This window comes from Streptococcus sp. HMSC073F11, assembly GCF_001810785.1.
Taxonomy (GTDB): Bacteria; Bacillota; Bacilli; order Lactobacillales; family Streptococcaceae; genus Streptococcus.
In genome coordinates, this window is record NZ_KV802690.1 from 1 (window position 1) to 13,897 (window position 13,897).

Consider the following 13,897-nt stretch of genomic DNA (forward strand, 5'->3'; position numbering starts at 1 on the left):
TGTGTCGGCGGTTCGATTCCGTCTCGCGCCATTTTTACTTATAGTGTGTATGCGGGTGTAGTTTAGTGGTAAAACTACAGCCTTCCAAGCTGTTGTCGCGAGTTCGATTCTCGTCACCCGCTTTGAACTTTGTTCAAATTACATTACCAAGTTTTTAACTTGGGCGCGTAGCTCAGGTGGTTAGAGCGCACGCCTGATAAGCGTGAGGTCGGTGGTTCGAGTCCACTCGTGCCCATTAATAGGAGAATTACTCAAGAGGCTGAAGAGGACGGTTTGCTAAATCGTTAGGTCGGGTAACTGGCGCAAGGGTTCGAATCCCTTATTCTCCGTTTTATTGAGAGTTTATAACTCTTTTTTTATATTTTTAAGAATAGTAGAATAAAAACTTCAGATTTGTAAAACTTAATTGGATTACTTATCTGAAGTTTTTTTGCGCTCTTTGTCAACTGTAGTGGGCTGCAGAAAAGCTAAAATCTTTATATATTGTCGATTTTATGGTTGTGCTCGTTTATTATTACTTCCAACTCTTGAGTGAAATTTCTCCGCTATTGAGCCAGATTTCTTTTCCGTTATCACATTGAACTAAAAGTTTTCCATTTTCTGAGATATCTTTAGCAAGTCCCTTGTGGTCTTTTTGATCTAGTGTGAAAGTCACTTCTTTTCCTAGAACGAATGACTGTTTTTTATATAGGTATAATAACTCATCTGCTGGCGTTTTGAAGAAAGAACGCCAGATTTCTATGATTAATTCATTTCTGGTAATAGGTGCTGGAGCTTTGAATAAACTAGCAGCTTTTTCTTTTAATTCTTGAGGGAAGTCTTTAATAGTAAAGTTGATTCCTACTCCAATAATGATATCTGTGACTAAGCCAGTTTCTACAGAGGTCATTGCTTCAGTGAGGATTCCTCCAATTTTATGATTTTTGAGGTAGATATCATTGACCCATTTTATGTCGACATCTATTAAAGTTAGGTTCTTAATGGCTTTGTAGATAGCTCCTGCTACAAGTAGTGTGTAGGATGGTAATTTCTCATAGGGAAGATTTGGTTTGAGATGGAGTGTCATATAAATGCCACCTTGGGGTGAGTAGAAAGAACGTTGAAAACGGCCTCGGCCAGCTGTTTGATAGGAAGCTAGATAGAGAGTGTTTGCTTCATTCCCTAAATCAATTGCTTCTTTTGCATCGAGTTGAGTTGATCTTGTTTCGGATTTAAAACTGATTTTAATTGGAAGATTTTGTTCTAGGAGTTCCGGAAGAATAAGATCCCCATTCACCAGTTTATAGCCTTTGTTTTTGATACTATCAATTTCAATGCCTTCTTGTTCTAAACGCTTGATGGCTTTCCAAATTGATGTTCGGGTCAGTGATAGTTCTTCTGCAATCTTTTCTCCGCTGATATAATCGGTTTCTTTAGCTAGAATTTGGTAGACGGCTTGGTATGATTTCATAGTGTTTCCTTTCTCACTAGTTGGTGTTGAGAATATTCTTTTCTTGTTTGACTTGGAGTCTGATTAAAGTATTGTTTATAAGCTTTCGAAAAATGTAGTGGATCTGAAAAGCCTACCGAGTACGCAATTACCTTGATTGACTCTTGGGTATTTTCGAGGAGTTGTTTAGCTCGATACATTCGAACGTATAGTAGGTATTCTTTTGGAGATAAGGTGTTAAATTCTTTGAATACGCTTGATAAGTAGCTTCTGTGAACGGATAGTTCTTTTGCTAAATCTTGAATTGTAAGTGATTGAGGATAGTGGCTATCAATTAATCGTTTGCATTCAAGATAGAGTTGGTGGGTCGATGAAATATTCTTTTTCTTCTGATTGGGAGCAATAGTTCCCAGATGAAACATCAGTTCATGGAGTTGTCCCATGATATGGAGTTGAGCTAATTCATTTGATTTGGTAATCTGAGCGAAGCGGACAATGTCTGAGATGAGTTTTGCAGTAGTCTGGGTATGACAAGTTTCAGATTGGATGAGATAAGATTGGTCAGAAATTTGAGAAAGAGCAAAATAATCAGGAGCTTTCCCTCCAGTGATTCCTAACCAGTAGTAGGCCCAAGGTTCTTTACTATCTGCTTGATAAAAGGTTAGTTCATCTGGTTTTAATAGAAAGAAATCTCCTTCTTTTAAATCAACAATTTTACCCTTGTAATGAAATTTTCCTTGTCCTTTAGTAATGTAATGTAGGACGTATGTATCTCGAATTGTTGGACCAAAAGAGTAATTTGGTGTGCATTCCTCATATCCATAAAAGCTTAGGGAAAGGTCAATTGTTCCAGTCTGGTATTCTGAAAAAACTAGCATGTGCTACCTCCTACCTAACATTTTACCATATTCTTGAGACATTTTTCTATTTCGGAAAGCGTTTTCAGATGATAAAATATAATCTATAAAGTGATGAGGTGAAGTAAATGGGAGTTAGGATAGAGAATAATCTATTTTATGTTGAAAGTAAAAATCTAAGTTTGATTATTGAAAATCGAAATGGCTACTTACTTTTGAAACATTTAGGAAAGACTATTAAGAACTATAAAGGTTCCAATAGTGTTTATGAACGGGACCATGCCTTTTCAGGAAATCCAACAGCTACTAATCGAACCTTTAGTTTAGATACTCAACGTCATATTTTTGGGCAACATGGCTTAGGAGATTTTAGGAAACCAACTATACAGATTCAGCATAGTGTAACTGAAGTAACAGACTTTCGATTTGTAGAAGCAAAAAGTTTAAAAGGTCAGAATGGTCCACAGGGCTTACCTTCTCCACATAGCATGGATAATACAGAGACTCTTGTCTTAATGTTAGAAGATTCTAAGGCTCAACTTAGTCTGAATTTGTATTATACTGCTTTTGATAATGATTCGACTATTGCTAGCTACAGTAAATTAGTGAATAATAGTAATCAGGAAGTTGTCATTCATAAAGACTTTTCTTTTATGGCTGATTTTCCAGCGGCAGCTTACGAAATCGTAACTCTGCAGGGTGCTTATGCTCGTGAAAAGACTGTTCGACGTCAACAGGTAGAACAAGGAATCTTTTCAATTAGTTCGAACCGTGGAGCTTCTGGGCATGCTCAAACACCAGCTCTTCTACTCTGTGATCAAGGAATCACAGAGGATGCAGGGAATGTGTTTGCTATTCAACTAATGTATAGTGGAAACTTTGAAGCTTTTGTTCAAAAGAATCAATTGAATGAAGTTCGGCTGGCTATTGGGATTAATCCGGAAAACTTTTCTTGGAAGTTAGACCCTGAGGAATACTTTGAAACACCGGTAGCTTTAATGACCTATTCAGACAAGGGATTAACTGGTGTTAGTCATGCAAGTCAGAATTTTGTACTGAAGCACATTATGCCAAGTAAATTTTCTACAAAAGAACGCCCAATTCTAATTAATAACTGGGAAGCTACTTACTTTGACTTTCAGAGAGAAAAACTGTTAGAGCTAGCTGATGAAGCTAAGAAAGTTGGCATTGAACTTTTTGTATTAGATGATGGTTGGTTTGGCAATCGTTTTGATGATAATCGTGCTTTAGGTGATTGGGTTGTTAATGAGAAAAAACTGGGTGGAAGCCTAGAAAGTCTGATTTCAGCTATCCATGAAAGAGGTTTGCAGTTTGGGCTTTGGTTAGAACCTGAAATGATTTCTGTAGATAGTGATTTGTATCGTAAACATCCTGACTGGGCTATTCAGGTTCCTGGTTATGAGCATACTTATTCTCGGAATCAATTAGTACTTAATCTTGCCAATCCTCAGGTAGTAGAATACTTGAAAAATGTCTTAGATCAACTCCTATCTTATCATGAGATTGATTACATTAAATGGGATATGAATCGTAATATGACCAACCTAGGAAATGGCTTTACTTATCTAGAGACAAAGATGCAATCTCATCAGTACATGTTGGGGCTTTACGAACTCGTTTCTTATCTGACAGAGAAGCACAGCCATATTCTCTTTGAGTCCTGCTCTGGTGGTGGTGGACGAAATGATCTGGGTATGATGCGCTATTTCCCACAAGTCTGGACTAGTGATAATACTGATGCTATTGCACGTTTACCAATTCAATACGGTTCATCCTATCTCTATCCAACCATTTCTATGGGGGCTCATGTGTCAGCTGTACCGAATCATCAGATGGGACGAACGACACCATTAGAAACACGTGGACATGTAGCAATGATGGGAAATTTGGGATATGAGCTTGATTTGACAAGTTTATCAGATGAAGAGAAAGGTGAGATTGCTAATCAGGTGAACTTGTATAAAGAATTGCGACCAGTAATCCAGCTGGGAAACCAGTATAGGTTAATCAATCCCGATGCTGAATCCAATGAAGCAGCTGTACAATTTAACTATGGAAATCAAACGATCGTAACATACGTCCGAGTCCTTTCAGTTGTGGAAATAATAGAAACCACCTTGAAACTGAAAGACCTAGAGGAGGAAGGGCTTTATGAGTTGGAAGGGACAAACAATGTTTACTCGGGTGCAGAGCTCATGTATGCAGGTTTAACTGTTACCTTATCCCAAGGAGATTTTTTGAGTAGACAATATATTTTCAGAAGACTATAATAAAGGTGTAAATTTATAAAGGAGGCATTCCAATGAAATGGTATAAGAAAGCAGGTTTTCTTTTAGTAGCTGGGGCAAGTTTACTAGGCTTAGTGGCTTGTGGTCAGAACAATCAATCAGCTGATGGTAAGGTAACGATTGAGTTTTTTAACCAGAAGACCGAGATGGCGGATACCTTGCAAAGGATAGTGGATGATTTTGAGAAGGAACACCCTAATATTGATGTGAAGTTGACTACAGTACCTTCAGCTGGAATTGTTCTGAAGACTCGGATTTTATCAGGAGATGTTCCAGATATTATTAATATCTACCCTCAAAATATGGATTTTCAGGAGTGGGCGAAGTCAGGTTATTTTGCAGATATGACAGGAAAATCTTATCTTGAGAACATCAAGAATGACTATGCCGAAAAGTATGCAATCAATAACAAGGTTTATAGTGTGCCTTTAACGGCTAACCTTTATGGAATCTATTATAATAAAACAAAGTTTAAAGAATTAGGACTTGAGGAACCGAAGACTTTTAAAGAGTTTCAAGAGATTGTTAAGAAGATAAAAGATAGTGGGAATTCTCCATTTGCAGTTGCAGGCAATGAAGGCTGGACATTAAATGGTTACCACCAACTTTCTCTTATTACTATTACAGGTAGTGGAGATGCGGCTAATAGCTACCTTCGCTTTTCAAAACCAAATGCTATCTCTGCAGATGATGCTATTTTAAAAGCCGATGCAGAACGACTCGATTTATTGGCAGATAATGCTCAAGATGGTTGGCGTGGAGCCTCTTATAATGATGCAGTGGTAGCATTTTCGAGTGGAAAAGCCTGGATGATGCCACAAGGATCATGGGCATTAGCGGCAATTAATCAACAGGATCCAAAATTTGATGTGGGGATGTTTGCCTTCCCAGGAGAAGAAGTAGGAAAAGAAGTCACTGTTGGTGCAGGGGACATGGCATTATCAACTTCGGCTACTACCAAACATCCTAAAGAAACCGAAGAATTTATCAGCTATATGACTAGTCCAAAAGCTATGCAAGCATATTATGATGTGGATGGTTCACCAGTTGCTGTGAAAGGTATACAGGAAAAAGAAGATTCAGCACTTGCAGAGATTTCTAAACTAGCATTTACGGATAAACATTATGTTTGGTTGGGCCAACACTGGAATTCTGAAGAAGATTTTTTCAATCTAAGTGCAGGTTACTTGATGGATAAAAATCTGAAAAATATGGCAAACAATCTCAATGCTTTCTTTAATCCAATGAAGGCAGATTTGGACTAGAATAGGAGTTAAGATGATATGGCTATTCGAAAAATTTTAAATAAATACTGGGGTTGGACTTTTTTGCTCATCCCGCTTGCATTACAAGCTATCTTCTTTTACTTTCCGATGGTACAAGGTGCTTTCTATAGTTTGACTAACTGGACTGGATTGACCTATAATTATAAATTTGTTGGTCTGAATAACTACAAATTGCTGATGATTGATGGGAAATTCTTCACAGCCATTGCTTTTACTTTGATTTTAACCCTAGCATTGATTATTGGAGAGATTACAATTGGGATGGTTGTGGCTCGAGCCTTAAATTCTAAGATGAAAGGGCAGACCTTCTTTAGAGCTTGGTTCTTTTTCCCAGCTGTTTTGTCTGGTTTGACAGTTTCCTTGATTTTTAAACAATTCTTCAACTATGGTCTTCCAACGATTGGAAAAATTTTAGGGATTAGTTTTTTACAAGAAAGTCTATTAGGAACACCAATCGGAGCGGTAGTGGCAACTATTTTTGTTCTTCTATGGCAAGGAGTAGCAATGCCAATTATTCTCTTTCTTGCTGGTCTTCAGAGTATTCCATCTGATATTTTGGAGGCGGCATCAATTGATGGTGCAACAAGCAAACAAACTTTTTGGAAAATTGAATTACCATATTTGTTGCCAACGATTTCTATGGTTTTTATCCTAGCTCTTAAGTCCGGTTTGACTGCCTTTGACCAAATTTTTGCCTTGACGAGTGGTGGTCCTAATAATGCTACAACGTCTCTTGGTCTTTTAGTCTATAACTATGCCTTCAAGAGTAATCAATATGGATATGCGAATGCAATTGCCTTGATTTTATTCTTAATTATTGGAATTGTTTCTCTGATCCAAATCAAACTATCAAAGAAATTTGAAATCTAATTGGGGAGTCCTACACATGAAAAAAGAAGAAAAATTGAATCAGTTTTGGAAGTATGTCCTCTTGATAGTAGGTGGTATTCTCATACTTGTTCCTTTGTTGGTAACGGTTTTTAGTTCCTTCAAGACAACCAAGGATATCATGAATCATTTCTTTGGTTTGCCCAATCCTTTTACATTAAGCAATTATGAACGATTGGTTTCGGATGGGATTGGAGGCTATTTCTGGAATTCAGCTGTTATTACGGTGTTATCATTGATTGTAGTAGCCTTCTTTATACCAGCTGCAGCCTATTCCATTGCTCGAAATATGTCCAAGAAAAAAGCCTTTGCAATTATGTATTCACTATTGATTTTAGGGATATTTGTTCCATTTCAGGTGATTATGATTCCTATCACAGTTATGATGAGCAAACTCGGCCTGGAAAATATGTGGGGGTTGGTACTACTTTATCTAACTTATGCAATTCCACAGACTCTCTTCTTGTATGTTGGTTATATTAAAATCAGTGTACCAGATAGTTTAGATGAAGCTGCAGAAATTGATGGGGCTGATCGATTTACAACTTACCGTCGGATTATTTTTCCAATGCTGAAGCCCATGCATGCTACAACCTTGATTATCAATGCATTATGGTTCTGGAATGACTTTATGTTGCCATTGTTGATTTTGAATAAGGATTCCAAGATGTGGACTTTGCCTCTCTTCCAGTACAACTACCAAGGCCAGTATTTTAATGACTATGGGCCAAGTTTTGCATCCTATATTGTGGGAATTGTAACAATTACTGTCGTCTACCTCATCTTCCAAAAACATATTATTTCGGGAATGAGTAACGGGGCAGTGAAGTAAGAAAATGCTTAGGGAGTCTATAATTCCTGATACAGAGGAACAGTTCAGCTTGTTGACAATTCTATGTAGAAAACAAGAAAGTAGTACTTAGTTGCTTGCAATCTATATTAATACGAGTTCAATGTGAACAAAAATTTTAAAATATTTTTTATTTACGAAGCCAGGTCATACGAGACTTGGCTTCAATTAAAAAAGGAGAGTAATTATGCCAATTCAAAATAAAACCATGTTGATTACCTATTCTGATAGTCTTGGAAATAATCTTAAAGATCTATATACGAATTTGGAAGAGCATTTTGGGGATGCTATTGGGGGAGTTCACCTTCTACCATTTTTCCCGTCAACAGGTGATCGTGGATTTGCACCGGTTGACTATGACGAAGTGGATCCAGCGTTTGGTGATTGGGAGGATGTTAAGCGTTTAGGTGAGAAATATTATCTTATGTTTGACTTTATGATTAACCATATTTCTCGTCAATCTAAGTATTATAAGGACTATCAAGAAAAACATGAAGCTAGTGAGTTTAAAGATCTCTTTTTAAACTGGGACAAGTTTTGGCCAGAAAATCGTCCGACACAAGCTGATGTGGATTTAATTTACAAGCGTAAGGATCGTGCACCAAAGCAAGAGATTGTGTTTGAAGATGGTTCAGTGGAACATTTGTGGAATACCTTTGGTGAGGAGCAGATTGATCTTGATGTGACCAAAGAAGTAACGATGGAATTTATCCGTAAGACCATTCAGCACTTGGCAAGTAACGGGTGTGATTTGATTCGTCTAGACGCCTTTGCTTATGCAGTGAAGAAGTTGGATACCAATGATTTCTTTGTGGAACCAGATATTTGGGATTTGTTGGATAAAGTCCGAGATATCGCTGCTGAGTATGGGACAGAGCTCTTACCTGAGATTCATGAACATTATTCTATTCAGTTTAAAATAGCGGATCATGATTACTATGTTTATGATTTTGCCCTTCCAATGGTGACTCTTTATACTCTTTACAGTTCCAGAACAGAGCGCTTAGCCAAGTGGTTAAAGATGAGCCCGATGAAGCAATTTACGACACTAGATACCCATGATGGGATTGGAGTGGTGGATGTCAAGGATATCCTGACCGATGAAGAAATTGACTATGCTTCAAATGAGCTCTATAAGGTTGGAGCGAATGTCAAACGTAAGTACTCCAGTGCAGAGTATAACAATCTAGATATCTACCAAATCAATTCAACCTACTATTCTGCGCTTGGAGATGATGATGTCAAGTATTTCCTTGCCCGTCTGATTCAAGCTTTTGCCCCAGGTATTCCCCAAGTCTACTATGTGGGTCTACTAGCAGGAAAGAATGACCTGGAATTATTAGAAGAAACCAAAGAAGGTCGAAATATTAATCGTCATTACTATAGCAATGAGGAAATAGCAGAAGAAGTCCAACGTCCTGTAGTGAAGGCCCTTCTCAATCTATTTTCTTTCCGTAATCGTTCAGAAGCATTTGATTTAGAAGGAACTATTGACGTTAAAACACCAACAGCCCACAGCATTGTAATCAAACGTCAAAATAAAGATAAGTCCGTAACAGCAGTAGCAGAAATTGATTTGCAAAATCAGACTTATCGGGTAATTGAGAACGGAATTGAAGTAACATTTTGAAGCCTTGATATGGTTGATAAAATAGGGTTTTTATTTTAGAAAACGTTTCCTTTGTTTTCAAATTGCTAAAAAAGTGGTACAATATAGGTTAGCTTACTATTATCTGAATCAACTGATTTGGAGAGAAAGGATTCGTTTTGAAATCAATAGGCTTTATTGAAAAACTGAGAGGGTTGTCTAGTAAAGAGCTGATTTTATTGGGAATTATCCTGAGTATCTTTTTACCCTTTTATCTTTTTGTAGTTGTATTCTGTTTATATATTATTAGTATGATTTTTACAGGAGACATGAAAAGTATTCTTCAGAAAATGGGGGAGCATCCGATGCTGCTTCTTTTTCTTGGCTATAGTACTGTAATATCCATTTTTGCACAAAATTGGATGGGAGTTGTGGCTTCGGTAGGAATTTTTCTTTTTACTATTTTCTTTTTGCACTATCAGTCGATTTTATCACATAAATTCTTTCGCTTGATTTTGCAGCTCGTCTTATTTGGTAGTGTATTGTCAGCTGCTTTTGCGAGTTTAGAGCATTTCCAAATTGTGAAGAAATTCAACTATGCTTTTCTTTCACCCAATATGCAGGTCTGGCATCAGAATAGAGCAGAAGTGACCTTCTTTAATCCTAATTATTATGGAATTATTTGTTGTTTCTGTATCATGATTGCCTTCTATCTGTTTACAACGACCAAGTTGAATTGGTTGAAAGTATTCTGTGTGATTGCAGGCTTTGTGAATCTCTTTGGTTTGAACTTTACTCAAAATCGAACTGCCTTTCCTGCTATTATCGCTGGAGCAATCATCTATCTCTTTACGACCATTAAAAACTGGAAGGCCTTTTGGCTTAGTATTGGGGTCTTCGCGATTGGCTTGAGTTTCCTCTTTTCTAGTGATTTGGGAGTTCGGATGGGGACTTTGGATTCTTCTATGGAAGAGCGCATTTCTATCTGGGATGCTGGGATGGCCTTGTTTAAGCAAAATCCTTTTTGGGGTGAGGGGCCATTGACCTACATGCACTCTTATCCTAGGATAAATGCTCCTTATCATGAACATGCTCACAGTCTATATATCGATACGATTCTGAGTTACGGAATTGTGGGGACTATTTTATTAGTTTTGTCTTCTGTTGCTCCTGTTCGATTGATGATGGATATGAGTCAGGAGTCGGGGAAACGTCCGATTATCGGTCTTTATCTGTCTTTCCTTACAGTGGTTGCTGTACATGGAATTTTTGACTTGGCCCTCTTCTGGATTCAGTCAGGTTTCATTTTCTTACTAGTTATGTGCAGTATTCCGTTGGAGCATCGAACGTTGGTATCGGACATGACGGATTAAGTTTATAAGATTAGAATCTTCTACCTTGGGTGGGAGATTTTTTACTGGAAAAAATTATTTCTAAATCGAAATAGTTGACAGTTAGAATGATGAGTGTTACAATTATTTTATTCGTTTCGATATCGAAATAAATTGGAGGTGTCATGAAAGATAGTCATTTGGTAGCCCATCATATTCGTTTGTTGAATGGACGGCTTTTTCAAAAGTTACTGAGCCAAGATCCTGATGCTCTTTATCGGAGTGAACAGGGGAAGATTTTAGCGGTTTTATGGAATAGTGAAACTGGCTGCGCAACTGCGACAGATATTGCGCTTGCGATTGGGCTTGCTAATAATACTCTGACGACGATGATTAAAAAACTAGAGGAACAAAATCTTGTAACTATTAGTCCATGTGGAGAAGATAAGCGTAAGAAGTATTTGGTTTTAACAGAGTTGGGGCAGTCTCAGAAAGAAGTGGGGCATCGTGTCAGTCAGAAATTGGATACGATCTTTTATAAAGGATTCACCGAGGAAGAAATTCGTCAGTTTGAAGCCTTTCAAGAAAGAATTTTGGTTAATCTGAAAGAGGAGGAAAATGAGGTTTAAAATGGAGCAAATTAGCTGTTTATAAGTAAAGGCCACTTTTGACTTTGTTTTCCAACTCTTAGGACAAGGAAACTATGTGGTTAGCTATGGTCAGAATCAGATTGGTGGAGTTGCCTATGCCCAGTACGATATCTTCCGACTAGAAAACGGGAAAATTGTGGAACATTGGGATAATAAGGAAGTCATGCCTAAGGTAGAAGATTTGACCAATCGAGGGAAGTTTTAAATTGAGGATACAGAATGATTGAATACAAAAATGTAGCTTTACGTTACACAGAAAAAGATGTCTTGAGAGATGTTAATTTACGGATTGAGAATGGGGAATTTATGGTTTTAGTTGGGCCATCTGGATCCGGTAAGACGACCATGATCAAGATGATTAACCGTCTTTTGGAACCAACTGATGGAAATATTTACATGGATGGCAAGCGCATCAAAGACTATGACGAGCGTGAGCTTCGTCTCTCTACTGGTTATGTTTTACAGGCCATTGCTCTCTTTCCAAATCTAACGGTTGCGGAAAATATTGCCCTGATTCCTGAGATGAAAGGATGGACTAAGGAAGAAATTGCTCAGAAAACAGAAGAGCTTTTGGCTAAGGTTGGTTTACCAGTGGCTGAGTATGGACATCGTTTGCCTAGTGAATTATCTGGTGGAGAACAGCAACGGGTCGGTATTGTTCGTGCTATGATTGGTCAGCCTAAGATTCTCCTCATGGATGAACCTTTTTCAGCCTTGGATGCTATTTCGAGAAAACAGTTGCAGATTCTGACGAAAGAATTGCATAAAGAATTTGGGATGACAACGATTTTTGTAACCCATGATACGGATGAAGCTCTGAAATTGGCGGACCGTATTGCTGTCTTGCAGGATGGAGAGATTCGCCAGGTAGCGAATCCCGAGACTATTTTAAAAGCTCCTGCAACAGATTTTGTAGCAGACTTGTTTGGAGGTAGTGTTCATGACTAATTTAATTGCAACTTTTCAGAATCGTTTTAGTGATTGGTTGACAGCTCTATCTCAACATTTGCAGTTGTCACTTTTGACCTTGTTGCTGGCCATCTTTATAGCGATTCCTTTGGCTGTTTATCTTCGATATCATGAGAAGTTAGCGGATTGGGTCTTGCAGATTGCAGGGATTTTCCAGACTATCCCGTCTCTGGCCTTGTTGGGGCTCTTTATCCCCTTGATGGGAATTGGAACCTTGCCGGCTTTAACAGCGCTAGTGATTTATGCGATTTTCCCGATCTTACAAAATACCATCACTGGGTTGAAGGGAATTGATCCAAGTCTGCAAGAGGCTGGGATTGCCTTTGGGATGACTAGATGGGAGCGACTCAAGAAGTTTGAAATTCCACTTGCCATGCCTGTTATGATGTCTGGGATTCGCACAGCGGCCGTCTTGATTATCGGTACGGCCACCTTGGCGGCCTTGATTGGTGCAGGGGGACTAGGTTCCTTTATCCTTTTGGGAATTGACCGTAATAATGCCAGTCTGATTTTGATTGGGGCCCTTTCTTCTGCAGTGCTGGCTATTGCCTTTAACTTCCTACTAAAAGTGATGGAAAAAGCAAAATTGCGGACGATTTTCTCTGGTTTTGCCTTGGTGACCATATTGCTCGGTCTGTCTTATAGTCCAGCCTTACTAGCTCAAAAAGAGAAAGAAAACTTGGTTATTGCTGGGAAATTGGGACCGGAACCAGAAATTTTGGCCAATATGTATAAACTTCTCATTGAAGAAAATACCAGCATGACTGCTACTGTTAAACCGAATTTTGGGAAAACAAGCTTCCTCTACGAAGCTTTGAAAAAAGGCGATATTGACATCTATCCTGAATTTACTGGTACGGTGACTGAAAGTTTGCTGCAACCATCACCTAAAGTGAGTCATGAGCCAGAGCAGGTTTATCAGGTGGCGCGTGATGGTATTGCCAAACAGGATCATCTATCCTATCTCAAACCTATGTCTTATCAAAATACCTATGCTGTAGCTGTTCCGAAGAAGATTGCTCAAGAATATGGCTTGAAGACCATTTCAGACTTGAAAAAAGTGGAAGGACAGTTGAAGGCAGGCTTTACTCTCGAATTTAATGACCGTGAAGATGGAAATAAGGGCTTGCAATCAATGTATGGTCTTAACCTCAATGTAGCGACCATGGAGCCAGCCCTTCGCTATCAGGCAATTCAGTCAGGCGATATTCAAATCACGGATGCCTATTCGACAGATGCAGAGTTAGCGCGTTATGATTTACAGGTCTTGGAAGATGACAAGCAACTCTTCCCACCTTATCAAGGGGCACCACTCATGAAAGAAGCTCTTCTCAAGAAACATCCTGAGTTGGAGAAAGTTCTCAATAAATTGGCTGGTAAAATTACTGAAAGCCAGATGAGCCAGCTCAACTACCAAGTCGGTGTTGAAGGCAAGTCAGCAGAACAAGTAGCCAAGGAATTTCTGCAAGAACAAGGTTTGTTGAAGAAATAGTTTGAAAATGTCAAACTCAATTTTGTTAAACGACCATATAGAAAACTGCTCAGACAATGTTGTCTGGGCTTTTTTGGTGTCAGAATTAATGATTTTCATTTTTAAATGGAAAATAAGAGGAAATTTTTAGGATTTTCTAAAATTTTACTGTAAATACACTTGACTATTCACAAAATAGGTGTATAATGTGTTGTGAACTACTTAACAAATAAAGATTTCCAGCTCATGTCGACTAAGGATGGAAATCT

General features: G+C 38.3%; 11 protein-coding genes, 3 tRNA genes and 1 pseudogene. 13 read left to right on the forward strand and 2 right to left on the reverse strand.

What is annotated here, in order from left to right:
- Positions 1 to 51: 51 nt before the first annotated feature.
- The 3 genes from HMPREF2764_RS01600 to HMPREF2764_RS01610 all read left to right on the forward strand — a co-directional run bounded on the left by HMPREF2764_RS01600 (position 52) and on the right by HMPREF2764_RS01610 (position 329).
- Positions 52 to 122, forward strand: a tRNA-Gly gene (locus HMPREF2764_RS01600).
- A 39-nt stretch (positions 123 to 161) separates the two neighbouring features.
- Positions 162 to 235, forward strand: a tRNA-Ile gene (locus tag HMPREF2764_RS01605).
- A 6-nt stretch (positions 236 to 241) separates the two neighbouring features.
- A tRNA-Ser gene (locus HMPREF2764_RS01610) sits at positions 242 to 329 on the forward strand.
- Positions 330 to 514: 185 nt separating this feature from the next.
- Here the strand turns inward: HMPREF2764_RS01610 and birA are convergent.
- Both birA and HMPREF2764_RS01620 read right to left on the reverse strand, forming a co-directional pair.
- Positions 515 to 1,450, reverse strand: a complete 936-nt coding sequence (gene birA, locus HMPREF2764_RS01615; RefSeq protein ID WP_070526673.1) for a bifunctional biotin--[acetyl-CoA-carboxylase] ligase/biotin operon repressor BirA — start codon at positions 1,448 to 1,450, stop codon at positions 515 to 517.
- On the reverse strand, positions 1,447 to 2,307 hold the full coding sequence (locus tag HMPREF2764_RS01620) for an AraC family transcriptional regulator (protein WP_000959991.1): 861 nt from the start codon (positions 2,305 to 2,307) through the stop codon (positions 1,447 to 1,449). Before HMPREF2764_RS01620 ends, birA begins: the two co-directional genes overlap by 4 nt.
- Positions 2,308 to 2,414: 107 nt before the next feature.
- On the opposite strand from HMPREF2764_RS01620, the gene HMPREF2764_RS01625 reads away from it, so the two are divergent.
- The 10 genes and pseudogenes from HMPREF2764_RS01625 (at position 2,415) to HMPREF2764_RS01665 (ending at position 13,649) form a co-directional block, all read left to right on the forward strand.
- Positions 2,415 to 4,577 (forward strand): alpha-galactosidase, encoded by a 2,163-nt coding sequence (locus HMPREF2764_RS01625; RefSeq protein ID WP_070526676.1) that lies wholly within the window; start codon positions 2,415 to 2,417, stop codon positions 4,575 to 4,577.
- A gap of 32 nt (positions 4,578 to 4,609) precedes the next feature.
- Complete coding sequence (locus HMPREF2764_RS01630) at positions 4,610 to 5,860, forward strand: extracellular solute-binding protein (protein ID WP_070526679.1); 1,251 nt, start codon at positions 4,610 to 4,612, stop codon at positions 5,858 to 5,860.
- 18 nt (positions 5,861 to 5,878) lie between these two features.
- The gene (locus HMPREF2764_RS01635; protein WP_001007715.1) at positions 5,879 to 6,751 is read left to right on the forward strand and encodes a carbohydrate ABC transporter permease; all 873 of its coding nucleotides are present in this window, start codon (positions 5,879 to 5,881) and stop codon (positions 6,749 to 6,751) included.
- A 16-nt stretch (positions 6,752 to 6,767) separates the two neighbouring features.
- Complete coding sequence (locus HMPREF2764_RS01640; protein ID WP_070526683.1) at positions 6,768 to 7,601, forward strand: carbohydrate ABC transporter permease; 834 nt, start codon at positions 6,768 to 6,770, stop codon at positions 7,599 to 7,601.
- Positions 7,602 to 7,806: 205 nt separating this feature from the next.
- Complete coding sequence (gene gtfA / locus HMPREF2764_RS01645) at positions 7,807 to 9,249, forward strand: sucrose phosphorylase (protein WP_004258842.1); 1,443 nt, start codon at positions 7,807 to 7,809, stop codon at positions 9,247 to 9,249.
- Positions 9,250 to 9,386: 137 nt separating this feature from the next.
- Positions 9,387 to 10,580: an O-antigen ligase family protein gene (locus tag HMPREF2764_RS01650; protein ID WP_070526686.1), complete on the forward strand. Its 1,194-nt coding sequence runs from the start codon at positions 9,387 to 9,389 to the stop codon at positions 10,578 to 10,580.
- A 143-nt stretch (positions 10,581 to 10,723) separates the two neighbouring features.
- Positions 10,724 to 11,167, forward strand: coding sequence for a MarR family winged helix-turn-helix transcriptional regulator (locus tag HMPREF2764_RS01655; protein WP_070526689.1), 444 nt, complete (start codon positions 10,724 to 10,726; stop codon positions 11,165 to 11,167).
- Positions 11,168 to 11,201: 34 nt separating this feature from the next.
- Positions 11,202 to 11,393 (forward strand): annotated as a pseudogene (locus HMPREF2764_RS09505) (polyketide cyclase); the annotation flags it as partial.
- Positions 11,394 to 11,407: 14 nt separating this feature from the next.
- Positions 11,408 to 12,136, forward strand: a complete 729-nt coding sequence (locus tag HMPREF2764_RS01660; RefSeq protein ID WP_070526692.1) for an ATP-binding cassette domain-containing protein — start codon at positions 11,408 to 11,410, stop codon at positions 12,134 to 12,136.
- Positions 12,129 to 13,649 (forward strand): ABC transporter permease/substrate-binding protein, encoded by a 1,521-nt coding sequence (locus HMPREF2764_RS01665; RefSeq protein ID WP_070526695.1) that lies wholly within the window; start codon positions 12,129 to 12,131, stop codon positions 13,647 to 13,649. Before HMPREF2764_RS01660 ends, HMPREF2764_RS01665 begins: the two co-directional genes overlap by 8 nt.
- The last annotated feature ends 248 nt before the right edge of the window (positions 13,650 to 13,897 follow it).

Coding starts and splice junctions, on each gene's coding strand:
- birA (WP_070526673.1), bottom strand. CDS start 1,450: ATGAAATCATACCAAGCCGTCTACCAAATTCTAGCTAAAGAAACCGAT.
- HMPREF2764_RS01620 (WP_000959991.1), bottom strand. CDS start 2,307: ATGCTAGTTTTTTCAGAATACCAGACTGGAACAATTGACCTTTCCCTA.
- HMPREF2764_RS01625 (WP_070526676.1), top strand. CDS start 2,415: ATGGGAGTTAGGATAGAGAATAATCTATTTTATGTTGAAAGTAAAAAT.
- HMPREF2764_RS01630 (WP_070526679.1), top strand. CDS start 4,610: ATGAAATGGTATAAGAAAGCAGGTTTTCTTTTAGTAGCTGGGGCAAGT.
- HMPREF2764_RS01635 (WP_001007715.1), top strand. CDS start 5,879: ATGGCTATTCGAAAAATTTTAAATAAATACTGGGGTTGGACTTTTTTG.
- HMPREF2764_RS01640 (WP_070526683.1), top strand. CDS start 6,768: ATGAAAAAAGAAGAAAAATTGAATCAGTTTTGGAAGTATGTCCTCTTG.
- gtfA (WP_004258842.1), top strand. CDS start 7,807: ATGCCAATTCAAAATAAAACCATGTTGATTACCTATTCTGATAGTCTT.
- HMPREF2764_RS01655 (WP_070526689.1), top strand. CDS start 10,724: ATGAAAGATAGTCATTTGGTAGCCCATCATATTCGTTTGTTGAATGGA.
- HMPREF2764_RS01660 (WP_070526692.1), top strand. CDS start 11,408: ATGATTGAATACAAAAATGTAGCTTTACGTTACACAGAAAAAGATGTC.
- HMPREF2764_RS01665 (WP_070526695.1), top strand. CDS start 12,129: ATGACTAATTTAATTGCAACTTTTCAGAATCGTTTTAGTGATTGGTTG.